The sequence below is a fragment of the Mesorhizobium erdmanii USDA 3471 genome, assembly GCF_000472705.1.
GTDB classification, from domain to species: domain Bacteria; phylum Pseudomonadota; class Alphaproteobacteria; order Rhizobiales; family Rhizobiaceae; genus Mesorhizobium; species Mesorhizobium erdmanii.
In genome coordinates this window covers 310,185-333,679 of the sequence record NZ_KI421455.1, presented here as the reverse complement: position 1 = coordinate 333,679, position 23,495 = coordinate 310,185, and the positions used below count along the sequence as shown (strand labels likewise).

The following is a 23,495-nucleotide window of genomic DNA, read 5'->3' as shown; positions in this document are numbered from 1 at the left end:
TCGCCTGTGATCAAAGTGTTATATCGCTAATTTCATTCTTCCTGATATACAATAGATGTGGTACCAAAGTACAGGAAGCCCTGTGGACCAAAGCAGCACCGGACGATGCCGGATCACGCAGGCTCTTTGCTTTACCCAGGGTCAGATTGGTTTTTCCAAACTGAACTCCCGACTTCATCGGCTCGATCACAGCCTGGAAATAGATTTCCGCACCACGACCGCCATCCGTCGCCTGACCGGCTGCATTGCCTTCTGCAATCGCTCGCTGGATAGTCCAGGCAATGTTCGAGACCATTGCGACTCACTGGACCCAAATCCTGGCGATCATCTCGGTGGCGATGGCAACCGTTGGCATCGCGCACGCCGTCATGACCAAGGAGGACGTGCGCGCCGCCACCGGTTGGGTCGGCGTGATGGTGCTGTCGCCGATCCTCGGCGTGCTGATCTACGCCGTGGCCGGCATCAACCGCATTCGCCGCGCCACGATCACCGCGCAGCGGCCGCTTGCCGGTGACTGGGCATCCGCCAAGCATGAGCGCGATGTCGCCGCCGAGGAGGCCCTTATCGTCGAGCGCTACGGTCAACGGTTCACAGGCCTCAGAACGCTGGGCGACAGGGTGGCGCGGCGCACGCTCAACCCGGGAAATGCAATCGACGTGCTGGAGACCGGCGACGAGGCCTATGCCGCCATGCGCGCGGCGATCGATGGCGCCGAGCGCAGCGTCCTGCTCGAGACCTATATTTTCGACAATGACGCCGTCGGCCTGCTTTTCGTCGAATCGCTGGCTGGTGCCGCACAGCGCGGCGTCACCGTGCGCGTGCTGATCGATGCCGTCGGCGCCCGTTACTCCGTGCCCAGCATCCTGGGTCATCTGCGCCGCGCCAACGTCCCCGCCGATGTCTTCAACGGCAACATCGTCATGGGCCTGCGCCTGCCCTACGCCAATCTGAGGACCCATCGCAAGATCCTGGTGGTCGACGGGGCGGTCGCCTTCACCGGCGGCATGAACATCCGCAAGGGCTTTTCCGCCGAATACGCTGGCTCCAACAGCGCCAGGGACACGCATTTCAAGGTCACCGGACCTGTCGTCGCCGACCTGTTCTCGGTCGCTGCCGAAGACTGGCGCTTCGCCACCAACGAAGCATTGAAGGGCGATGCATGGCGAATTGCGCCACTGTCACCCGCACCCGGCCTGCCGATGCTGGTGCGGGCGGTCGCATCCGGGCCGGATGCCAGCAACGAGACCAACCACAAGCTGCTGATCGGTGCCTTCTCGGTCGCCCGCAAGTCGATCCGGCTGATGTCGCCGTATTTCCTGCCGGACCGCGAACTGATCAGCGCGCTGATCACCGCGGCCCGGCGCGGCGTCGAGATCGATGTCGTGGTGCCGGCGGTGAACAATCTCTTCCTTGTCGACCGCGCCATGGCCGCGCAATTCGACCAGATCCTGAAGAACTATTGCCGCATTTGGCGAGCGGAGGGCCCATTCGACCATTCCAAGCTGCTGTCGATCGACGGCGTCTGGGCCTATGTCGGCTCGTCAAATCTCGACGCCCGGTCGTTGCGGCTTAACTTCGAGATTGACCTGGAGGTTCTTGACGCCGGCTTTGCCGGCGAGATCGACGCGCGGATCGGATCGGCAATGACGTCTGCCGTGCCGGTGACGCTCGAAGGCTTGCGCGCTCGGCCGTTCCTCGTCAGGCTGTTCGACCGGGTGCTTTGGCTGGGTTCGCCCTATCTCTGATGCATGTCGCCCAAAAGTGGCCCCGGTTTTGGGGGACGACATGCACAAGGACAAGGACTTGAAACGTACCTCCAGCAGGGTCCCCTGCCTTTAACAAAAAGACGTGTTTGGCGGATAGTTTGATGTCGATCATGGAACATAAGCGCAAAGACTCTATTTGAGGTGCATGGTGAAGGCATCTGAACTGGCAGGCGCACGATGCGAATGAACGGGCGCAGCCTGCCGGCAAGCATGCTCTTGACCATCCGCGATCGGCGGATGCGCAAGGCAAACGCCGCCGCGCACAAGGCGACCGCCACCACCGGCACGCTGGTCGCCTCCTACAACGTCCACAAATGCATCGGCGTCGACCGCAAGTTCGACCCCGAGCGGACCAGCCGCGTCATCCGCGAAATCGACCCCGACGTGATCGCCTTGCAGGAGGCGGACAACCGTTTTGGCGACCGTGACGGACTGCTCGACCTGCCCCGTCTCGAACGGGAAACCGGGCTGATCCCGGTCCCGATCTTCGCCACCGGCAAGGGCCACGGCTGGCACGGCAATGTTTTGCTGTTCAAGAAGGGCGTCGTTCGCGACGTGCATCAGATCAGGCTTCCTGGCCTTGAACCGCGCGGCGCGGTCGTGGCGGAGATCGAGCTGAACGGAACCGAGACGCTGCGCATCATCGCCGCCCATCTCGGCCTCTTGCGCCGTTCGCGTTCCCAGCAGGCGCGCGTCGTGCTCGATCTGATGAACAGTCCCGACGAAAAACCGACGCTCCTGCTTGGCGACCTCAACGAGTGGCGGCTCGGCAACCGCTCGGCGCTGAACACGCTGCATGCGACGTTCGGCCCGCAGCCGCCGGCGGTTCCGACCTTCCCGTCGAACCTGCCGCTTTTGGCGCTCGACCGGATCATGGGCAACCGGCATGGCATGATCGCCGCCGTCGAGGCACACGACACGCCGCTTTCGCGCGTCGCTTCGGACCACCTGCCGCTGACGGCCTTCGTGCGCCTGCAGCGACTGGACGATAACGTCATGATTTCCCCGGTGTCGCAAAGCGTGTAGATTCAAGGGGAACGCCGGGTTCTGCCGCGAGTTTATATGTAGAGTTCATATGTTTTGAACGCGCAGGAGGACGAAATGAAAAAGTTGATTTTAGCATCCCTTTTGGCATTGGCAGCGAGCGCCGCGGTCATTGCGCCGACGCAAGCGGCAAGTGTGATCATCCAGTCGGACGACGGCAATCGATATTCGCCTGATGATCAAGCCGACGGTGGAATCGTTATTCGCCGTCATCATGACCGGCGCTATGACAACCAGTATGATGGCGACCAGAACGTCCAGTACGACAATAATGGCGAATATCGCCGCCACCACCGCCACCATCGCTGCCACACCGAAACGATCGTCCATTGGCGCCACCACCACAAGGTGATCGAAGACGTTCGCGTCTGCGGCTAACGGAACGCAGTTCCAGACGCGGGATCGTTCCGCGCCGAGGGTTGGGCATAACCACGTCCCTGTAAATGGACGTGGTTATGCCGCATTGCACAATTTCGCGGCCTTGCCCACAATGGGGGCATGGTCCGATCTGCCTTAGCCGTCCTGGTGATCGATGAAAATTGCATCCGCGCTTCGATTATCGAGGCCGGCTTGCGCGAGGCCGGCCATGAGCAGGTCACCGTCATCCACGATGTCGCCGGCATCGCTCGGCGGATCGCCGAGATCGAGCCCGACGTCATCGTCATCGATCTCGAAAACCCCAACCGCGACATGCTCGAAAACATGTTCCAGCTGTCGCGCGCGGTGAAGCGCCCGATCGCCATGTTCGTCGACCGCTCCGACCAGGCCTCGATCGAGGCGGCGGTCGATGCCGGCGTGTCGGCCTATGTCGTCGACGGTCTGCGCCAGGAGCGGGTCAAGCCGATCCTCGATATGGCAGTCAGCCGCTTCAATGCTTTCGCGCGCATGGCGCGCGAACTGGATGCGGCACGCAGTGAGCTCGAGAGCCGCAAGGTGGTCGACCGCGCCAAGGGCATTCTCATGAAGTCGCGCGGCCTCTCCGAAGAGGCCGCCTATACGCTGCTGCGCAAGACGGCGATGAACCAGAACCGCAAGATCGGCGACATCGCCCAGAGCCTGGTAACCGCGGCCGGTTTGCTGGGGCCGGCGGAGGACGAATGAGCATGAAGCACCAGATCACCGCCGGTTTCATGCCGCTTTTCGACAGTGCCGTGCTGGTGGCCGCAAGCGAGCTTGGCTTTGCCGCACGCGAAGACATCGACCTGACGCTCCACCGCGAGACGTCCTGGGCCAACATTCGCGACCGCATCGCCATCGGCCACTTCGATCTGGCGCATATGCTGGGACCAATGCCGCTCGCCTGCAATCTCGGGCTCACGCCGCTCGCCTCCGAGACCATCGTGCCGTTCTCGCTTGGGCTAGGCGGCAATTGCATCACCATCTCCAACGCCGTCTGGGCCGGCATGGCTGCGCATGGCGCAAAGGCCGATCTCGATCCGGCGCGCGCCGGAGCGGCACTCGGCGCATTCATCCGTGAACGAGCGACCGCAGGCCGCGAGCCGCTTCGCTTTGCCGTGGTGCATCCGCATTCCGGGCACAATTATGAACTGCGCTACTGGCTGGCCGCCTGCGGCATCGATCCCGACCGCGAAATCGAAATCGTCATCGTGCCGCCGCCCTTCATGGCCGATGCGCTGGCAGCCGGACGCATCGACGGCTACTGCGTCGGCGAGCCTTGGAACAGCGCTGCGGTGGCCGCCGGCACCGGCCATATCGTCACCGTCAAGGCACAGATATGGCGCAACAGCCCGGAGAAGGTGATCGGCGTGCGCAAGGCCTGGGCGGACGAGAATCCCGAAGCTCTGGCGGCGCTGCTGCGGGCGCTGCATCATTCGGCGCGCTGGTGCCAGGATCCAGGCAACCACGGCGAACTGGCCGCGGTAATGGCGCAGCCCGGCTTCCTCGGCCTGCCGCCGGCCGTACAGATGCCGATCCTGACCGGTCATCTCCAGTTGGGCAGCGGGGCGGAGCTGGATATAGACGACTTCTTCCTGCCCTTCGACAAGGCGGCGAACTTTCCCTGGAAGAGCCATGCGCTGTGGTTCTACACGCAGATGGTGCGTTGGGGACATGTCGCGCACACACCCGGTAATCTCGCCATCGCCCGCGATTGCTACCGGCCCGACCTCTACCGCTCGGCTCTGAAGCCGCTCGGGGTCGCCCTTCCCGGCGCCAATGCGAAGGTCGAGGGCGCGCTCAAGGTCGCAACCGCCGTCGGCGCGACGGGGGCCGGCCTGGTGCTAGGTCCCGACGGTTTCTTCGACGGCCAGATCTTCGATCCCGATGAGATCGGCGCCTATATTGCCGGTCAGAAATCGGCCCGTGCGGAACCTTGATCATTTACGCGCCAGCCTTGTGCATTGCACAAAAATTGTGCGCACGGTGACGCCAATGAACAATCTTTGGCCTTCTCGTCATGTCGCGTTGCACGCCGGCGACCGGCGCTTATCAATGATTTCATTGATGTTTTCTCATTCTCCGCAAACTGGCACGGTTCCTGCTTTGAAATAACCAGGCCCTTCGCGGGTCACGGAACAGGCGTCCAATGACGGGCGCCACAGGCAAAGCTGCCGATCAGGTCAAGACGCTATCCGGATTTCCGGGCCGCGCGAGACCTGGCCGGCGGCTTTTTTGTTTTGGCCAATACGCAATCGACGGCGCGGGTCGCGTTCAACCGGAGACGACGATGAAGAAGACGATGAAGAACTGGATCGGGACGGGAACAGTCCTCAAGGATGTGACGCGCCGCGATTTTCTGGTCAGCAGCGCCATGACGGCTGGCCTGTTCATGGCGGCCCGCAAGCTCTTCCCCTCCGGCGCCTATGCCGCCACCGCCGCGCCGGAAGTCACCGGCGCCAAGCTCGGCTTCATTGCTCTGACCGATGCCGCACCCCTGACGATCGCCAAGGAGAAAGGCCTGTTCGCCAAATTCGGCATGCCCGATGTCGAGGTGCTGAAGCAGGCTTCCTGGGGCGCGACGCGCGACAATCTGGTGCTCGGCGGCGCGGCCAACGGCATCGACGGCGCCCATATCCTGACACCGCTGCCTTACCTGATGCACACCGGCAAGGTGACACAGAACAACCAGCCGCTGCCGATGGCGATCGTGGCGCGCCTCAATTACGACTGCCAGGGCATTTCGGTCGCGCAGGAATATGCCGGCACCGGTGTCGGCCTCGACGCTTCGAAGCTGAAGGACGCCTTCGCCGCCAAGAAGGCAGCTGGCAAGGACATCAAGGCCGCCATGACCTTCCCGGGCGGCACGCACGACCTCTGGCTGCGTTACTGGCTGGCCGCGGGCGGCATCGATCCCGACAAGGATGTCTCGACCATCGTCGTGCCGCCGCCGCAGATGGTGGCCAATATGAAGGTCGGCAACATGGATGTGTTCTGCGTCGGCGAGCCATGGAACGAACAGCTCGTCCACCAGGGCATCGGCTTCACCGCCGCCACGACGGGCGAATTGTGGAAGGGCCATCCGGAAAAGGCGCTGGGCCTGCGCGCCGAATTCATCGAGAAATACCCGAACGCCACCAAAGCGATCCTGATGGCCGTCATGGAAGCCCAGCAATGGTGCGAAGCCAAGGAGAACAAGGACGAGATGGCCGCCATCATCGGCAAGCGGCAATGGATGAACGTGCCTGTCACCGACATTATTGGCCGCCTCAAGGGCGACATCAATTACGGCAACGGCCGCGTCGCCAACGGCACCGATCTCTACATGAAATTCTGGAAGGGCGGCGTCTCCTATCCGTTCAAAAGCCATGATGCCTGGTTCCTGGCCGAGAACATCCGCTGGGGTAAGTTCGCGCCGACCACCGACATCAAGGCGCTGGTCGACCAAGTCAACCGCGAGGATCTGTGGCGCGAGGCGGCCAAGGATCTTGGCGTGGCGGCGACCGACATTCCGGCATCCTCATCGCGTGGCGTCGAGACCTTTTTCGACGGCAAGGTCTTCGACCCAGCCAACCCCTCCGCCTATCTCGACAGCCTGAAGATCAAGGCATCTGCGTAGTCGGAGCAAACGGCGCACCGCGCTGTTTGCAGTCGCTGCCCGCACACGGAGTTTTTCCCAGAAATGTCGATCCAGACTATCGAGGACACAAATGTGAAGGCGTTTCCCGCGAAGCCGGCGGAGGTTATCGCCTTGACCGCCAAGGCGCGGCGACGCTTCGAGCCGATGGCGATCGCCGGCAGGCTGGCGAGCACACTGGTGCCGCCAATTATCGTCATCGCCCTTCTGCTCGTTGTCTGGCAGGTCGCCTGCTCGTCGCCCACTTCGAGCCTGCCGCCGCCAAGCCAGGTGTGGAACGAGGCCTATGACCTGATAGCGCATCCGTTCTTCGACAATGGTCCGCAGGATATCGGGCTGGCCTGGCGGGTGCTGATCTCGCTGCAGCGCGTAGCCATCGGCTTCGGCCTGGCCGCGGTCGTCGGCGTCGCGCTCGGCGCCCTGGTCGGCCAGTCGATCTGGGCCATGCGCGGCCTCGATCCGGTATTCCAGATCCTGCGCACCGTGCCGCCGCTTGCCTGGCTGCCGCTGTCGCTGGCGGCGTTCCGCGACTCCAACCCGTCGGCACTGTTCGTCATCTTCATCACCTCGATCTGGCCAATCATCATCAACACCGCCGTCGGCGTCCGCAACATTCCGCAGGATTACCGCAATGTCGCGCTCATCTTGCGGCTCAACCCGTTCGAGTTCTTCGTCAAGATCATGGTGCCAGCGGCGGCGCCCTACATCTTCACCGGCCTCAGGATCGGCATCGGCCTGTCCTGGCTTGCCATCGTCGCCGCCGAAATGCTGACCGGCGGCGTCGGCATCGGTTTCTTCATCTGGGACGCGTGGAACTCGTCGCGGCTGCCCGACATCATCGTCGCGCTCGCCTATATCGGCGTCACCGGCTTCTGCCTCGACCGGCTGGTCGCGGCGGTCGGTGCTTTCGTCACCCGCGGCACAACGGCAAAGTGAGGAAAGCGCGATGACCGCCTATCTGAAACTCGACCATATCGACAAATCCTTCGCCCGCGGCGGCCAGGTCAGCGAGGTGCTGAGCGACATCAGGCTGACCATCGACAAGGGCGAATTCGTCTCCATCATCGGCCATTCCGGCTGCGGCAAGTCGACCTTGCTGAACCTAATCGCGGGCCTGACCAAGGTATCCGCCGGCGCAGTGCTGCTTCAGGACAAGGAGGTCGACAGCCCCGGCCCCGAACGCGCCGTGGTGTTCCAGAACCATTCGCTGCTGCCGTGGCTCACCGTCTACGAGAACATCAGCCTCGCGGTGTCGAAAGTCTTCGGCCGTTCGAAAAGCAAGGCCGAACGGCATGAGTGGATCATGCGCAATCTCGACCTCGTGCAAATGGCGCATGCCAGGTACAAGCGCCCGGCCGAGATCTCCGGCGGCATGAAACAGCGCGTCGGCATAGCGCGAGCGCTGGCCATGGAGCCAAAAATCCTGCTGCTCGACGAGCCGTTCGGCGCGCTCGACGCGCTTACGCGTGCCCACCTGCAGGACGCGGTGATGGACATCCATTCCAGGCTCGGCTCGACGACGATCATGATCACCCATGATGTCGACGAGGCGGTGCTGCTCTCCGACCGCATCGTCATGATGACCAACGGTCCGGCGGCGACCATCGGCGAGGTGCTTGCCGTGCCGCTGACGCGGCCGCGCCGGCGTGTCGAGCTCGCCTCCGACCGCACCTTCCTGCGTTGCCGCGAGGCCGTGCTGAAATTCCTCTACGAACGCCACCGCTTCGTCGAAGCCGCGGAGTAGCCCAATGACCGAAAAACTCGTCATCATCGGCAACGGCATGGCTCCCGGGCGCATGCTGGAGCACCTACTGGTGCAGGCGCCGGGCCGCTACACCGTCACCATCTTCAACGCCGAGCCACGCGTCAATTACGACCGCATCATGCTGTCACCGGTTCTCTCGGGCGAGAAGGGCTATGAGGAAATCATCATCCACGGCGACGGCTGGTACATCAAGCACGGCATCACCCTCTACAAGGGCCACAAGATCGTCGCCATTGACCGCGCGGCAAAGACGGTCACCTCGGACCACGGCGTGAGTGAACCCTACGACAAGCTCGTCATTGCCACCGGCTCGGTGCCGTTCATCATCCCGGTGCCGGGCAACAATCTGCCGGGCGTGCTGACCTATCGCGACCTCGATGACGTTCGCGCCATGATGCTCGCCGCGCAATCGCGGTCCAAGGCCGTGGTCATCGGCGGCGGCCTGCTCGGGCTGGAGGCCGCTGCCGGCCTCAACGCGCAAGGCATGGACGTCACCGTGCTGCACGTTATGCCGACGCTTATGGAGCGCCAGCTCGATCCCGCCGCCGGCTATCTCCTGCAGCGCGCGGTGGAACAACGCGGCATCAAGGTGATCACCAAGGCCAACACGCAGGCGATATCAGGCGACGGCAAGGTCGAGCAGGTGGAACTTGCCGACGGCACCATCATTGCGGCGACGCTGGTGGTCATGGCCGTCGGCATAAGGCCGAATGCGGCACTGGCCAAAGAAGCGGGCATCGCCGTCAACAGGGGCATCGTCGTCGATGCCGGCATGCGCAGCAACGATCCCGACATCTACGCGCTCGGCGAATGCGCCGAGGTCAACGGCATGGTCTACGGGCTGGTGGCGCCACTGTACGAGATGGCACGTGTCGCGGCGAGCCAACTCGCCGGCAACGAGACCGCCGCCTTCGTCCATATGGACACGCCGACCAAGCTCAAAGTCACCGGCATCGACCTGTTCTCGCTCGGCGACTTCGCCGAGGGTGAGGACCGCCAGGAGATCGTGCTGCGCGACGCTTCGGCCGGCGTTTACAAGCGCCTGGTGCTCAGGGATGACCGCATCATCGGCACCGTGCTCTATGGCGAGACAGCGGACGGCGCCTGGTTCAACGATCTCAAGAAGAAGCAGACCGATATTTCGGAAATGCGCGACACGCTTATCTTCGGCCAGTCCTATCAGGGGGGCGCCCCGCTGGACCCTATGGCGGCCGTTGCAGCCTTGCCGGATGATGCGGAAATCTGCGGCTGCAACGGCGTTTGCAAGGGTAAGATCACAGGCGCGATCACGGCCAAGGGCCTGACCTCGCTCGATGATGTGCGTGCCCACACCAAGGCGTCGGCGTCCTGCGGCTCCTGCACTGGGCTCGTCGAGAAGCTGATGGTGCTGACCCTCGGCGACACCTACAACCCGGCCGCCGTGCAGCCGATGTGTTCCTGCACGACACTCGGCCATGACGAGGTGCGCCGGCTGATCAAGGCCAAGCACCTGAAGACCATTCCGGCGGTCATGCAGGAGCTGGAGTGGAAGACCTCCTGCGGCTGCGCAAAATGCCGGCCGGCGCTCAACTACTACCTCGTCTGCGACTGGCCAAACGACTACGCCGACGACTACCAGTCGCGCTTCATCAACGAGCGCGTCCACGCCAACATCCAGAAGGACGGCACCTATTCGGTGGTGCCGCGCATGTGGGGCGGCGTCACCAATGCCGCCGAACTGCGCGCCATCGCCGACGTCGTCGACAAGTTCGAGATCCCGATGGTCAAGGTCACCGGCGGCCAGCGCATCGACATGCTCGGCATCCGCAAGGAAGACCTGCCGGCGGTGTGGGCCGATCTCGGCCAGGCCGGCTTCGTCTCCGGCCATGCCTACGCCAAGGGCCTGCGCACGGTGAAGACCTGCGTCGGCTCCGACTGGTGCCGCTTCGGCACCCAGGATTCGACGGGCCTGGGCATCCGCATCGAGAAGTTCATGTGGGGCTCCTGGACCCCCGCCAAGGTCAAGATGGCGGTGTCGGGTTGCCCTCGCAACTGCGCCGAGGCGACCTGCAAGGATGTCGGCGTCATCTGCGTCGACTCTGGCTACGAGATCCACTTCGCCGGCGCCGCCGGCCTCGACATCAAGGGCACCGAAGTGCTCGGCTTGGTCAAGACCGAGGACGAAGCACTGGAGCACATCGTGGCACTGACGCAGATGTACCGCGAGCAGGGCCGCTATCTCGAACGCATCTACAAATGGGCCAAGCGCATCGGCATTCCCGAGATCAAGCGCCAGATCATGGACGATCAGAGCAAGCGCGGGGCCTATTACGAGCGCTTTGTCTTCAGCCAGAAATTCGCCCAGGTCGACCCATGGTCGGAGCGCGTCTCCGGCAAGGACAAGCACGAGTTCCGGCCGATGGCTTCGGTCGAGTTTGCGCAGGCGGCGGAGTGAGCGCGTGTTCCCGAAAAGTGGAACCCGGTTTTCGGTCAAGAACGTGCAAAAAGGAAATCTAGATGACCTGGATCGCCATCGGCACCCTCTCCGACATCCCCCGCCGTGGCGCGCGCTGCGTCGCCACACCGCAAGGCAAGGTTGCCGTCTTCCGCACCCAGGACGACCAAGTCTATGCCATCGACGATCAATGCCCGCACAAGGGCGGACCGCTCAGCCAGGGCATTGTCCATGGCACGGCGGTGACTTGCCCCTTGCACAATTGGGTGATCTCGCTGGAAACAGGCAAGGCGCTCGGTGCAGATGAGGGCGTGGTGCGCACGATCTCCGTCAAGGTCGAGGGCGAGCGCCTGTTCCTGGCGCTGGAAGCCCTGGCCAGCCGCGCCGCCTGAACATGGAGATCGACGCAGCACGCGAGGTGAGGACCACCTGCCCCTATTGCGGGGTGGGCTGCGGCGTGCTGGCGAAGGTCGCCGCGGACGGGCAAGTGTCCGTCCGCGGCGACCCCGATCATCCCGCGAATTTCGGCCGACTCTGCTCCAAGGGCTCGGCGCTCGCCGAGACCATCGGCCTCGACGGCAGGCTGGTCCATCCCGAAATCCACGACGGCCGGACAGGCTGGAACGAGGCGCTCGATCTTGTCGCCTCGACCTTTTCGCAAACCATCGCCGAGCATGGGCCGGATGCGGTCGCCTTCTACGTCTCGGGCCAGTTGCTGACCGAGGATTATTACCTCGCCAACAAGCTGATGAAGGGCTTCATCGGCTCGGCCAACATCGACACCAATTCCCGGCTGTGCATGGCCTCGTCCGTCGCCGGCCACCGCCGCGCCTTCGGCGCCGACACGGTGCCGGGAACCTACGAGGATCTGGAACTGGCCGACCTCATCGTGCTGGTCGGCTCCAACCTCGCCTGGTGCCACCCTGTGCTCTACCAGCGCATCGCGGCGGCCCGGGAAAAGCGGCCGGAGATGAAGATCGTGCTCATCGACCCGCGCCGCACAATGACATCCGATATCGCCGACATGCATCTGGCGATCGCGCCGGATGGCGACGTCGCCCTGTTCACCGGCCTGCTCGCCTGGCTCGGCCAGCACAACGCGCTCGACCGCGCCTATATCACGGCGCACACGACAGGCTTCGGCCAGGCCCTCTTCGCGGCCTCCGCGCTCGATCTTGCCGGCGTGGCGGCGGCCACGGGCTTGAGCGAAGACGAGCTCAGCCGTTTCTACAGCTTGTTCGCCGCGACCGCGAAGACGGTGACGGTCTACAGCCAGGGTGTGAACCAAGCGTCGTCCGGCACCGACAAGGTCAATGCCATCATCAACTGCCATCTCGCCACCGGCCGCATCGGCAGGCCGGGGGCCGGACCGTTTTCGGTGACCGGCCAGCCGAACGCCATGGGCGGCCGCGAGGTCGGCGGCATGGCCAACATGCTCGCCGCCCATATGGAGATCGACGACCCTGGGCATCGCGAACGCGTGCAGCGCTTCTGGAGCGCCCCGGCGATTGCGCAACAGCCCGGGCTGAAAGCCGTCGACATGTTCGAGGCAGTAGCCGACGGGCGCATCAAGGCGCTGTGGATCATGGCCACCAACCCGGTCGATTCGATGCCGGACGCCGATGCCGTCGAAGCGGCGATCAAGGCTTGCCCGTTCGTCGTGGTGTCGGACGTGCTGGCCGGCACCGATACCATCCGCCATGCTCATGTCCGGCTGCCCGCCACCGCCTGGGGCGAGAAGGACGGCACCGTAACCAATTCCGAGCGCCGCATCTCGCGCCAGCGCGCCTTTCTGGCAGCGCCCGGCGAGGCGCGGCCCGACTGGTGGATTGTTGCCGAAGTGGCGCGGCGGATGGGGTTTGGCGAGGCGTTTGGACATGTCACGCCGGCGGAGATCTTTGGCGAGCACGCGGCGCTGTCCGGGTTCGAGAATGATGCCGCACGGGATTTCGATATCGGGATTTACGCTGGCGTTGATGGGGAGGAATACGAGGCGCTGGCGCCTTTCCAATGGCCGGCGCCGAGCCCAGCCGCCCACGCTGCACGGCGTCCTGAGCAAGCCGCTCGTGCTGCACGCGGCCCTTCCACCACCCGCTTCTTCGCCAACGGCAATTTCTACACCCCCGACGGCAAGGCCCGCTTCATCGCCATCCGCGCCACCACGGAAACCCGCACCAATCCCGACTTCCCGCTCATCCTCAACACCGGCCGGATCCGCGACCACTGGCACACCATGACGCGCACCGGCAAAAGTGCGCGTCTGTCCCAGCACATCGCGGAGCCTTTCGTCGAAATCCACCCGGCGGATGCGCAGCACCATGGCATCGGTGACGCCGACATCGTGCGTATCTCCAGCACGCGCGGCGAGGTGCGGGTCCGCGCCCTGATCACGCCCCGCCAGCGCCGCGGCAGCGTCTTCGCGCCGATGCACTGGACCGACCAGTTCGCCGCCAAGGGCCGGGTCGATACACTGACCGCGCCGCTCGTCGACCCGGTCTCAGGCCAGCCGGCGTTGAAACACGTCGCGGTTCGCATCGAGAAATTTGCCGCAAAGGCATTTGGCTTCGCCGTGACGCGGCACCGCCCCGAGGCGATCGCCGCCGATTATTGGGCCGTGGCCCGCTGCAAGGGCGGCTGGCGGATCGAGCTGGCCTTTGCCGACGACGCTGCCGACTGGACAGCCTTCGCCAGCCGGCTCTTCGATGCCTCCTCGGTCGAAATGCTCGCCTATCACGATCGCGACGCTGGCCAGCACCGGATCGCCGCCTTTGATGGCGAGCGCCTGGTCGGCGCCTTGTTCGTCGCGCCCGGCCCCGTCGCGGTGTCGCGCGGCTGGGCGACAGAACAGCTCGAAGAGGTCCATGCCAGCCAGCGCGAACGCTTCAGGGTCGTCGCTGGCCGAGCCGGTGCCGAACGGCCCGATGCCGGTGCCACCGTCTGCTCCTGTTTCAATGTCGGGGCCAACCAGATCGTGGCCGAGGTGGCGGCCGGCTGCACCACGGTTGAAGCCATCGGCGGCGCGCTGAGGGCCGGCACCAATTGCGGCTCCTGCCGCTCCGAGATCCGCGCGCTTATCCAGGCCAGCCGCGTTCAGGCCGCCGAGTGAAGGGCGCCCAGGGCCATTGGCCCGACCGGGAAAGCCGCGCCAAACCTGTCCAACTGTTAATTCGACTTCGCGGGGGTTCGGCCATATTGGTTGATGGGGGTAAGAGATGCCGCCATGGACCAGCAGTTGGAAATGCCCCTGCCGACGACCGTCGCGCCACGCCGTTCGCATGGCTGGATTCCGTGGCTGATGTTCATTGCCATTGTCGCCGCCACCGGCGCCTATTTCTATCAGCGCCCGCATGTCGAGGCGAGGCAGCCCGGCGGCAGACGCGGCGCGCAGCCGACGACGATCGGCGCCGCCGCCATCGAAAAGGGCGCGATAGACGTCACCCTCAATGCCCTCGGCACGGTAACCTCGCTCTCCACCGTCACCGTCAAGCCGCAGGTCACCGGTCCGCTCGTCCAGGTGAATTTCAAGGAGGGCCAGGACGTCAAGAAGGGCGACCTGCTGGCTGAGATCGATCCCCGCCCCTACCAGGCGGCGCTCGCCCAGGCCCAGGGCCAGTTGGTGCGCGACCAGGCGATGCTCAAGGATGCCCAGCTCGACCTCGTTCGCGACCAGAAGCTGGTGGCCCAGGGGACGGCGACGCCCCAGACCCTCGACGCGCAGGTCGCCCTTGTCGCGCAGGACCAGGGTTCCATCCAGGTTGACCAGGCGATGATACAGACCGCCACCCTCAATCTCGATTATTGCCGCATTCTGGCTCCGGTCGACGGACGCGCCGGACTGCGCCAGGTCGATGAGGGCAACTACGTAACTCCCAGCGACGCCAACGGCATCGTCGTCATCACGCAGGTCCAGCCGATCAGCGTGCTGTTCACCGTGCCCGAGGATGAACTGCTCGCGATCGCGCAGCGCATGCGGCAGGGCGCCACGCTGCCCACATCAGCCTTCGACCGCGCCGGAGCCAAGAAGCTCGCCGACGGTCAGCTCGAAACCTTCGACAGCCAGATCGACCCGAGCACCGGCACCATCAAACTGAGGGCGGGCTTCGCCAACGAAGCGCGCGTCCTCTATCCGAACCAGTTCGTCAACGTCGCTTTGCTGGTCGACGAACACAAGGACGCGGCCATCGCCCCCATCGCGGCGATCCAGCGCGGCCTGCCCGGCACCTTCGTCTACCTGGTCAATCCCGACAGCACGGTCGCCGTGCGCAAGGTCACGCTCGGCGTCACCAATGGCGAACGCGTCGAGATCCTCGCCGGGCTGAATCCCGGCGACCGCGTCGTCGTCGACGGTGCCGACAAGCTCCGCGACGGCGCCCATGTCAACCTTCAGCAGGACGGCCAGGCGCCGGCGTCGCCTCGGGCGACGGCGCCAATCCCGGCCAGCGAGACCCCATCAGCTCAGACCCCTGCCCCGACCCCGCCACAGGCAGCAGCCCCATCGGACGGACAGGCGTCGGATGGGCAGACACCAAATGGGGAGACAACCAACGGACAGACGCCCGACGGCACGGCACACAAGCATCAGGGCCACAAGCATCGTCGTTCACAGTCAGGGCAGCCGGAGTCCGGACAGCAGCAATGAGCCCGTCGCGAGCCTTCATCCTGAGGCCGGTGGCGACATCGCTGTTCATGGTCGCCATCATGCTGTCAGGCCTGCTGGCCTATCGCTATCTGCCCGTCTCTGCCCTGCCCGAGGTCGACTATCCGACCATCCAGGTGCAGACCTTCTATCCCGGCGCCAGCCCTGACGTCATGACCTCCTCGGTCACGGCACCGCTGGAAGTCCAGCTCTGCCAGATCGCCAACCTCAACCAGATGAACTCTGTGAGCTCGGCCGGCTCCTCCGTCATCACGTTGCAGTTCAGCCTGGCGATCTCGCTCGACGTCGCCGAACAGGAAGTACAGGCCGCCATCAACGCCGCCGGCAATCTGCTGCCGGCCGACCTGCCGGCGCCGCCGATCTATGCCAAGGTCAATCCTGCCGACGCGCCGGTGCTCACCCTCGGCCTGACCTCGGCGACCATCCCGCTGCGCGACGTGCAGCAGCTTGCCGACACCAGGCTGGCGCAGAAGATATCGCAACTGCCGGGCGTCGGCCTGGTCAGCCTCTCGGGCGGCCAGCGCCCCGCCGTACGCGTCCAGGCCGATCCGCGCAAGCTCGCCGCCTACGGCCTCAACCTCGACGATCTGCGCACGACGCTGGGTAGCGCCAACGTCAACACGCCGAAGGGCAATTTCGACGGGCCATCGCGCGCCTACGCCATCAACGCCAACGACCAGCTGAAGAGCGCCGACGAATACCGTTCGCTGATCGTCGCCTACAAGGACGGCGCTCCGGTGCGGCTAAGCGACGTGGCCGACGTGGTCGACGCCACCGAGAACAACCGGCTGGCGGCCTGGATGAACAGCACGCCGGCGATTATCCTCAACATCCAGCGCCAGCCCGGTGCCAACGTCATCGACGTGGTCGACCGCATCAAGGCGCTGCTGCCGCAGCTCCAGGCCTCGCTGCCAAACGCCGTCGACGTCAAGGTGCTTACCGACCGCACCACGACCATCCGCGCTTCCGTGCGCGACGTCGAATACGAGCTGACGCTGTCGATCATCCTGGTCGTGCTGGTCATTTTCGTCTTCCTGCGCAGCGCGCGCGCCACGCTGATCCCGAGCCTTTCGGTTCCGCTGTCGCTGGTCGGCACGCTGGGCGTCATGTACCTGTTCGGCTTCAGCCTCGACAATCTGTCGCTGATGGCGCTGACCATCGCCACCGGCTTCGTCGTCGACGACGCCATCGTCGTCATCGAGAACGTGGCGCGCTACGTCGAAGAAGGCGCCACGCCGCTGCAGGCGGCGCTGAAAGGCTCGCAGCAGATCGGCTTCACCATCATCTCTTTGACCGTGTCGCTGATCGCGGTGCTGATCCCGCTTCTGTTCATGGGCGATGTCGTCGGCAGGCTGTTCCGCGAATTCTCCATAACGCTCGCCACCACCATCCTGATCTCGGCCGTGGTTTCGCTGACGCTGGTGCCGATGGCCTGCGCAAAATTGCTAAAACCGGTGGCGGCGGTGCGCGAGAACGCCCTGCAACGCGCCAGCCGCGACTTCTTCGACTGGGTGATCCGGGGCTACGGTAGGGCTTTGACTTGGGTGCTCGACCGACAGACGCTGATGCTGGTAGTGGCCGCCGCGACCTTGGTGCTGACAGCGGCCCTCTACGTGGTCATCCCCAAAGGGTTCTTCCCCGTGCAGGACACCGGCGTCATCCAGGCCATATCGGAGGCGCCGCAGTCGATCTCCTATGCCGCCATGGCGGAGCGCCAGCAGCAGCTGGCCGCCATGATTCTCAAAGACCCCGATGTCGACAGCCTGTCGTCATTCATCGGCGTCGACGGCACCAACACCACGATGAATGTCGGCCGCATCCTGATCAATCTCAAGCCGCATGAGGAGCGCAGCGCCGACATCACCACGGTCATCGCGCGCCTGAAGCAGGAAGCCGCTTCGGTGGCGGGCATGACGCTCTACATGCAGCCGGTCCAGGACCTGACCATCGACGGCCAGGTCAGCCGCACCCAGTATCAATTCGTGCTACAGGACGCCAATGCCGACGAGCTCGGGGAATGGACGCCGAAGCTACTCGCCAGATTGAACACGCTGCCGCAGCTCGCCGATGTCGCCAGCGACCTTTCGAACAGCGGCCTTGCCGTCTTTGTCGACATCGACCGCGACCAGGCCGCGCGCTTCGGCATCACGCCGGCGACCGTCGACAACGCGCTTTACGACGCTTTCGGCCAACGCATGGTCTCGACCATCTACACCACGTCGAGCCAGTCCCGCGTCATTCTCGAAGCCGCCCCGTCGGAACAGGATTCACTCAAGGCGCTCTCGTCCGTCTACTTGCCGTCGTCGACGGGCGGCGCCCCGGTGCCACTGTCGGTGGTGGCGACCACCCATGTCGCCACCACGCCGCTGCAGATCACCCATATGGGGCAATTCCCCGCCACCACGGTATCGTTCAACCTGGCGCCTGGCACGTCGCTCGGCGAAGCCGTAACCGCGATCCAGCAGGCGCAGGCCGACATCGGCATGCCGCTTAGCATCATCACCAGTTTCCAGGGCGCGGCGCGCGCCTTCCAGGCTTCGCTCGACAACACGCTCTTCCTGATCCTGGCGGCCGTGGTGACGGTCTACATCGTGTTGGGCGTGCTCTATGAGAGCTTCATCCACCCGATCACCATCCTATCGACGCTGCCTTCGGCCGGCATCGGCGCGCTGCTGGCGCTGATGATCGCCGGCCAGGACCTGACCATCATCTCGATCATCGGCATCATCCTGCTGATCGGCGTGGTCAAGAAGAACGCCATCATGATGATCGACTTCGCGCTCGACGCTCAGCGCCATGAAGGCAAGGCGCCGCGCGAGGCCATTTACCAGGCCTGCCTGCTGCGCTTCCGCCCGATCCTGATGACGACTCTTGCCGCGATGCTGGGCGCCCTGCCGCTGATGCTCGGCACGGGAGTCGGCTCGGAACTGCGCCATCCGCTGGGTGTCTCCATCGTCGGCGGCCTGCTGCTCAGCCAGTTGCTGACGCTGTTCACCACGCCGGTGATCTACCTCTGGTTCGACCGCCTCGCCGCCCGGCTGCGGGGCATCGAACCCAATCTTCCCCACAGCCCCGATCTTCCCAACACCAGGGGCGCGGACGCCAGGCCATGAACCTGTCGGTTCCCTTCATCCGGCGGCCGGTGGCGACGACGCTGCTGACCTTCGGCCTGCTGGCGGCCGGGCTGGTGGCGTTTCCTCAATTGCCGGTGGCGCCATTGCCCGCGGTAGACTATCCCGTGATATCGGTGACGGCCTCGCTACCGGGCGCCAGCCCGCAAGTGGTGGCCAACACCGTCGCCAGCCCGCTCGAGCGGCATCTCGGCGAGATCGCCGACGTCAATGAAATGACCTCGTCGAGCAGCGTCGGCAGCGCCCGCATCACCTTGCAGTTCGGCCTCGACCGCGACATTGACGGCGCCGCGCGTGACGTCCAGGCGGCGATCAACGCCGCCCGCGCCGACCTGCCGTCCGGCCTGCGCTCCAACCCAACCTATCGCAAGGTCAATCCCGCCGACGCCCCGATCCTCATCCTGTCGATGACATCGGACACCCTGTCCAAGGGCCAGCTCTTCGATGCCGCCAGCACCGTGCTGGCGCAGAAACTCTCGCAGGTCGACGGTATCGGCGAGGTGTCGGTGGGCGGCAGTTCGCTGCCGGCTGTGCGCGTCGAACTCAACCCGCAGGTGCTCTACGATTACGGCATCGGGCTGGAGGACGTGCGCGCCGCCCTTGCCTCCGCCAACGCTCACAGCCCAAAGGGCGCAATCGACGTCGGCCAGCAGCGCTACCAGATCTACGCCAACGACCAGGCCAATCAGGCGGATGCCTATCGCTCGCTGATCGTCGCCTACCGCAACGGCGCGCCGGTCAGGCTTTCAGATGTCGGCCAGGTCAATGATTCCGTCGAGAACATCCGCAATGCCGGTCTCGCCAACGGCAAGCCGGGCGTGCTGATCATCCTCAACCGCTCGCCCAACGCCAACATCATCGCGACGGTCGACCGGGTGAAGGCGATGCTGCCGACGCTGCGCGCCTCGATCTCGCCTGCCATCGACCTGTCGGTGGCGGTCGACCGCTCGACCACTATCCGCGCTTCACTGAGCGAGGTCGCGCAGACGCTGATGATCGCCATCGGCCTGGTGATCGTCGTCGTCTTCGCCTTCCTGCGCGACGTCCGCTCCACCCTGGTGCCGATCGTTGCCGTGCCGGTATCGCTGATCGGCACGCTTGGCGTCATGTACCTGATGGGCTTCAGCATCGACAATCTTTCGCTGATGGCAATGACGGTCGCCACCGGCTTCGTCGTCGACGACGCCATCGTCGTGCTCGAAAACATCGCCCGCCACACCGCTTCCGGGATGGGCCGCATGGAGGCGGCGATCAAGGGCTCGCAGGAGGTCGGCTTCACCGTGCTGTCGATGAGCCTGTCGCTGATCGCCGTCTTCATCCCGATCCTGCTGATGGGTGGCATTGTCGGCCGGCTGTTCCGCGAATTCGCCATCACGCTGTCGGCGGCGATCCTGGTCTCGCTGGCCATATCGCTGACCACCACGCCGATGATGTGCTCGATCCTGCTGCGACCCGAGGGACAGCGCCAGCACGGCCGGCTCTACCGCTTCAGTGAGCGCATCTTCGAGGGCATGCTGGGCTTCTATCGCCGCTCATTGTCCTGGGCGCTGCACAACCCCTTGCTGATCATGGCGGTGCTGGCGGCAACGCTCTGCCTCAACGGCTACCTCTATGTCACCATTCCGAAGGGCTTCTTCCCGCAGCAGGATACCGGGCGGCTGACCGGCTCGATCCAGGCCGACCAGGCGACCTCCTTCCAGGCAATGTCGCAGAAGCTCAGCCAGTTCGCCGGCATCGTCAGCAAGGATCCGGCCGTCGACACCGCGGTCGGCTTCACCGGCGGCGGTCAGACCAATTCCGGCTTCATGTTCGTATCGTTGAAGCCGCTGGCCGAGCGCAAGATCTCCGCCGACCAAGTTATCGCCAGGCTGCGGCCCAAACTGGCTGGTGTGCCTGGCGCCACGCTCTTCCTGCAGGCGGTGCAGGACATACGCGTCGGCGGGCGCCAGTCGAACGCGCAGTACCAGTACACTCTGCAAGGCGACAGTTTCGACGAGTTGGCGGAGTGGGCGCCCAAGCTCGCCGCCGCGCTGCAGACGGAACCCAAGCTCACCGACTTCAACTCCGATCAGCAGAGCAAGGGCCTGGAAGCCGACGTCACTATCGACCGCGACACGGCGACCCGCCTCGGCATATCAGCCAGCGAGATCGACAACACGCTCTACGACGCCTTCGGCCAGCGCCAGGTGTCCACTATCTATGTCCAGCGCAACCAGTATCACGTCATCATGGAAGTGGCGCCGCAATACTGGCAGAACCCGGACGCGCTGAACAAGGTCTATGTCAGCACGTCGGGCGGCTCGGTGCATGGCTCGCAGGCAAGCAATGCGGTCGCCGGCACATTCGTCACTTCGGGCCAGCGCACCAGCGCCCAGTCGGTCGCCGCCGACGCGGCGCGCAACCAGGCCAACAATTCGATCACCAGCACTGGCAGGAGCGCCGCCTCGACCGGTTCGGCGGTCAGCACCGGAGCCGAGACCATGGTGCCGCTGTCGGCCATCGCGCATTATGGGCCCGGCAGCACGCCGCTCTCGGTCAACCACCAGGGCCTGTTCGTCGCCACCACGCTGTCGTTCAATCTGGCGCCGGGCGTGGCCCTCGGCGAAGGCGTCGCGGCCATCAACGCGGCGGCCGACCGCATCGGTATGCCAACAACCATCCACGGCAGTTTCCAGGGCACGGCACGCGTGTTCCAGGACTCGCTCTCCGACCAGCCGCTGCTGATCCTTGCGGCGCTGATCGCCGTCTATGTCGTGCTTGGCATTCTCTACGAGAGTTACGCCCACCCGCTGACCATTCTCTCGACCTTGCCCTCGGCCGGCGTAGGCGCCCTGCTGGCGCTGACGCTGGTCAACATCGAGTTCTCGATCATGGCGCTGATTGGCATCATCCTGTTGATCGGCATCGTCAAGAAGAACGCGATCATGATGATCGACTTCGCGCTGGCCGCCGAACGCAACGAAGGCAAGCCGGCGCACGACGCCATCTACCAGGCGTGCCTGCTGCGCTTCCGCCCGATCATGATGACGACTATGGCGGCGCTGTTCGGCGCCGTGCCGTTGGCCATCGGGCTTGGCGAAGGGGCCGAACTGCGTCAGCCGCTCGGCATCGCCATCGTCGGCGGCCTGATCCTGAGCCAGATCCTGACCCTCTACACGACCCCGGTCATCTACATCTATGTCGACCGCTTCGGTCACTGGTGCCGGCAATTGCACCTGGCGGCGCCGCGCTTGCGAACGCTGCGCCCGCAAGCTGGAGAATGAACGCCGTCGCGCAGCCTACCACATCGACCCGGCACCACAGACATATCGAAGCCGCAAGCATGGCGGACCGCCCGCCACGCGCCCCGGACCTGCTGGAAACAGACAAGCCTCCGGCTTGTTGGCCAATCGCGATCTTGCTTCTATACTTCACCCGGCCACTCGTTATTCGAGGTAGTATGCGGACAAGGCTTCGCCGCGGGCGATCGCAGATCGCTCGTCTTCGCAGCCATTTCTCGAATTCATGTCCGAAAGGCGAGCCCCCGCCGCTCGGATGACGCGGAAACTATGCCCGGCATTTGTGAAGGTCAATTCAACGGACGGCCGTCAGAGCTGACTATTATTGGGAGGAGTTTTCCCAGCCATAGCAATCAGTTAGCGAATTGGATCATGAGCCCTTCGCCGTGGGTGCTCGTCGCTGCTGGCCCTGTTCTCCGTAATCGGTACGTCTGGACACACGTGTTGAAGGCTGGAAAATGGGGAACGCAACTTCGCTATCCGAGTTGATTCCAAGCACCGGGAGATCAGCGCTGAATCTGGAAGACATAGCGGCCCATCCGGCCTTGCACCGCTCCGTTCAGGAACAGTCTCAGTCCCTGATCCGCATCTATGAGGAAACCCCGCGACTGGCCTCCATCTTTGCCACGCAGCAGCGCTGGCTGTTGGCGCATGTCGGCCTTGCCATGCACTTCAGGCGTGACCCCAACGACCGCCGCAAGGAGCTGACAGTCTCGCGTTTCATCGAGGTCGTGCACAAGAACGCCGTGGCCAGCCGCAACACGGCGGACGCCTTCATCAAGGAGATGCTGCATTACAACATCGCCGAGTATGTGGCCGGCGGCGACGGCCGCACGCATCCCCTGCAACCGACGGCGGCTACCATCGAAAGGTTCACCGGCTGGGTAACAGCCCATCTGCGCACGCTCGACCATATCGATGGCGGCGACCGGCTGGCCAGATTCCTGGATCGGCCTGACATGCTTGCCACGCTGCAGCCGCTGGTGGCTGACGGCCTGCTTGCCTCAAAGCCGGTGCGCGAACCCAACCAGACTTTTTCCCTGTTCATCTGGCTCAACAATGGCGGCATCGTCATGGATTGGCTGATGTCGGGCATCGATCCCGCCCATGCCGGCCTGGAGCGGATTCCGACCAGCGTCGTTTCGATCGGCGACTTCGCCAAATGGCTCAAGCTGTCGCGGACTCATCTCGGCCGCAAACTGCGCACCGCCGAAGAACTCGGCAGCATTGGCTGGCTGGGCCAGCGTGGCCATTCGGTGATGTGGGTGTCGCAGCGGTTCTACAAGGAATACATGACCGTCCAGGCCGCCAAGCTGGCCGTCGTCGATGGCGCCTTTCAGGCTTGTTTCCCCCCATCGCAAGGCGACAGCTGAGCAGCCCCGCGCAC

At 64.4% G+C, this 23,495-nt stretch carries 16 protein-coding genes; 15 read left to right on the top strand and 1 reads right to left on the bottom strand.

Features of this window, described 5'->3' with window-relative positions:
* Positions 1–10 precede the first annotated feature (10 nt).
* On the bottom strand, positions 11–295 hold the full coding sequence (locus A3AU_RS1000000139445; protein ID WP_154674727.1) for a hypothetical protein: 285 nt from the start codon (positions 293–295) through the stop codon (positions 11–13).
* Here A3AU_RS1000000139445 and A3AU_RS0134290 point away from each other — a divergent pair.
* The 15 genes from A3AU_RS0134290 to A3AU_RS0134220 all read left to right on the top strand — a co-directional run bounded on the left by A3AU_RS0134290 (position 282) and on the right by A3AU_RS0134220 (position 23,481).
* Positions 282–1,745: a phospholipase D-like domain-containing protein gene (locus A3AU_RS0134290; protein ID WP_027056887.1), complete on the top strand. Its 1,464-nt coding sequence runs from the start codon at positions 282–284 to the stop codon at positions 1,743–1,745. The genes A3AU_RS1000000139445 and A3AU_RS0134290 overlap by 14 nt on opposite strands.
* A 198-nt stretch (positions 1,746–1,943) precedes the next feature.
* Positions 1,944–2,792, top strand: coding sequence for an endonuclease/exonuclease/phosphatase family protein (locus A3AU_RS0134285; protein ID WP_027056886.1), 849 nt, complete (start codon positions 1,944–1,946; stop codon positions 2,790–2,792).
* Positions 2,793–2,867: 75 nt separating this feature from the next.
* Positions 2,868–3,188, top strand: a complete 321-nt coding sequence (locus tag A3AU_RS0134280) for a hypothetical protein (protein ID WP_027056885.1) — start codon at positions 2,868–2,870, stop codon at positions 3,186–3,188.
* Between the two features lie 120 nt (positions 3,189–3,308).
* A complete protein-coding gene (locus A3AU_RS0134275; protein WP_027056884.1) occupies positions 3,309–3,911 on the top strand; it encodes an ANTAR domain-containing response regulator in 603 nt (200 codons plus the stop codon).
* The gene (locus A3AU_RS0134270; protein WP_027056883.1) at positions 3,908–5,146 is read left to right on the top strand and encodes a CmpA/NrtA family ABC transporter substrate-binding protein; all 1,239 of its coding nucleotides are present in this window, start codon (positions 3,908–3,910) and stop codon (positions 5,144–5,146) included. The genes A3AU_RS0134275 and A3AU_RS0134270 overlap by 4 nt, the downstream gene beginning before the upstream one ends.
* Positions 5,147–5,508: 362 nt before the next feature.
* Positions 5,509–6,825 (top strand): CmpA/NrtA family ABC transporter substrate-binding protein, encoded by a 1,317-nt coding sequence (locus tag A3AU_RS0134265; RefSeq protein ID WP_027056882.1) that lies wholly within the window; start codon positions 5,509–5,511, stop codon positions 6,823–6,825.
* Between the two features lie 63 nt (positions 6,826–6,888).
* A complete protein-coding gene (gene ntrB, locus A3AU_RS0134260) occupies positions 6,889–7,779 on the top strand; it encodes a nitrate ABC transporter permease (RefSeq protein WP_027056881.1) in 891 nt (296 codons plus the stop codon).
* 10 nt (positions 7,780–7,789) lie between these two features.
* A complete protein-coding gene (locus tag A3AU_RS0134255) occupies positions 7,790–8,587 on the top strand; it encodes an ABC transporter ATP-binding protein (protein ID WP_027056880.1) in 798 nt (265 codons plus the stop codon).
* A 4-nt stretch (positions 8,588–8,591) separates the two neighbouring features.
* Positions 8,592–11,042, top strand: coding sequence for a nitrite reductase large subunit NirB (nirB, locus tag A3AU_RS0134250; RefSeq protein ID WP_027056879.1), 2,451 nt, complete (start codon positions 8,592–8,594; stop codon positions 11,040–11,042).
* 62 nt (positions 11,043–11,104) lie between these two features.
* A complete protein-coding gene (nirD, locus tag A3AU_RS0134245; RefSeq protein WP_027056878.1) occupies positions 11,105–11,434 on the top strand; it encodes a nitrite reductase small subunit NirD in 330 nt (109 codons plus the stop codon).
* 2 nt (positions 11,435–11,436) lie between these two features.
* Positions 11,437–14,148, top strand: coding sequence for a nitrate reductase (locus A3AU_RS0134240; protein ID WP_027056877.1), 2,712 nt, complete (start codon positions 11,437–11,439; stop codon positions 14,146–14,148).
* A 114-nt stretch (positions 14,149–14,262) separates the two neighbouring features.
* A complete protein-coding gene (locus A3AU_RS0134235) occupies positions 14,263–15,681 on the top strand; it encodes an MdtA/MuxA family multidrug efflux RND transporter periplasmic adaptor subunit (RefSeq protein WP_027056876.1) in 1,419 nt (472 codons plus the stop codon).
* Complete coding sequence (locus A3AU_RS0134230) at positions 15,678–18,812, top strand: MdtB/MuxB family multidrug efflux RND transporter permease subunit (protein WP_027056875.1); 3,135 nt, start codon at positions 15,678–15,680, stop codon at positions 18,810–18,812. Before A3AU_RS0134235 ends, A3AU_RS0134230 begins: the two co-directional genes overlap by 4 nt.
* The gene (locus A3AU_RS0134225; RefSeq protein WP_027056874.1) at positions 18,809–22,093 is read left to right on the top strand and encodes an efflux RND transporter permease subunit; all 3,285 of its coding nucleotides are present in this window, start codon (positions 18,809–18,811) and stop codon (positions 22,091–22,093) included. Before A3AU_RS0134230 ends, A3AU_RS0134225 begins: the two co-directional genes overlap by 4 nt.
* 473 nt (positions 22,094–22,566) lie before the next feature.
* Positions 22,567–23,481 (top strand): hypothetical protein, encoded by a 915-nt coding sequence (locus A3AU_RS0134220; protein WP_027056873.1) that lies wholly within the window; start codon positions 22,567–22,569, stop codon positions 23,479–23,481.
* Positions 23,482–23,495: the final 14 nt, after the last annotated feature.

Bases quoted from the DNA above. Each gene is read 5' to 3' on its own strand.
- A3AU_RS0134290 (WP_027056887.1), top strand. From the start codon at position 282: ATGTTCGAGACCATTGCGACTCACTGGACCCAAATCCTGGCGATCATC.
- A3AU_RS1000000139445 (WP_154674727.1), bottom strand. From the start codon at position 295: ATGGTCTCGAACATTGCCTGGACTATCCAGCGAGCGATTGCAGAAGGC.
- A3AU_RS0134285 (WP_027056886.1), top strand. From the start codon at position 1,944: ATGCGAATGAACGGGCGCAGCCTGCCGGCAAGCATGCTCTTGACCATC.
- A3AU_RS0134280 (WP_027056885.1), top strand. From the start codon at position 2,868: ATGAAAAAGTTGATTTTAGCATCCCTTTTGGCATTGGCAGCGAGCGCC.
- A3AU_RS0134275 (WP_027056884.1), top strand. From the start codon at position 3,309: ATGGTCCGATCTGCCTTAGCCGTCCTGGTGATCGATGAAAATTGCATC.
- A3AU_RS0134270 (WP_027056883.1), top strand. From the start codon at position 3,908: ATGAGCATGAAGCACCAGATCACCGCCGGTTTCATGCCGCTTTTCGAC.
- A3AU_RS0134265 (WP_027056882.1), top strand. From the start codon at position 5,509: ATGAAGAACTGGATCGGGACGGGAACAGTCCTCAAGGATGTGACGCGC.
- ntrB (WP_027056881.1), top strand. From the start codon at position 6,889: ATGTCGATCCAGACTATCGAGGACACAAATGTGAAGGCGTTTCCCGCG.
- A3AU_RS0134255 (WP_027056880.1), top strand. From the start codon at position 7,790: ATGACCGCCTATCTGAAACTCGACCATATCGACAAATCCTTCGCCCGC.
- nirB (WP_027056879.1), top strand. From the start codon at position 8,592: ATGACCGAAAAACTCGTCATCATCGGCAACGGCATGGCTCCCGGGCGC.
- nirD (WP_027056878.1), top strand. From the start codon at position 11,105: ATGACCTGGATCGCCATCGGCACCCTCTCCGACATCCCCCGCCGTGGC.
- A3AU_RS0134240 (WP_027056877.1), top strand. From the start codon at position 11,437: ATGGAGATCGACGCAGCACGCGAGGTGAGGACCACCTGCCCCTATTGC.
- A3AU_RS0134235 (WP_027056876.1), top strand. From the start codon at position 14,263: ATGGACCAGCAGTTGGAAATGCCCCTGCCGACGACCGTCGCGCCACGC.
- A3AU_RS0134230 (WP_027056875.1), top strand. From the start codon at position 15,678: ATGAGCCCGTCGCGAGCCTTCATCCTGAGGCCGGTGGCGACATCGCTG.
- A3AU_RS0134225 (WP_027056874.1), top strand. From the start codon at position 18,809: ATGAACCTGTCGGTTCCCTTCATCCGGCGGCCGGTGGCGACGACGCTG.
- A3AU_RS0134220 (WP_027056873.1), top strand. From the start codon at position 22,567: ATGGGGAACGCAACTTCGCTATCCGAGTTGATTCCAAGCACCGGGAGA.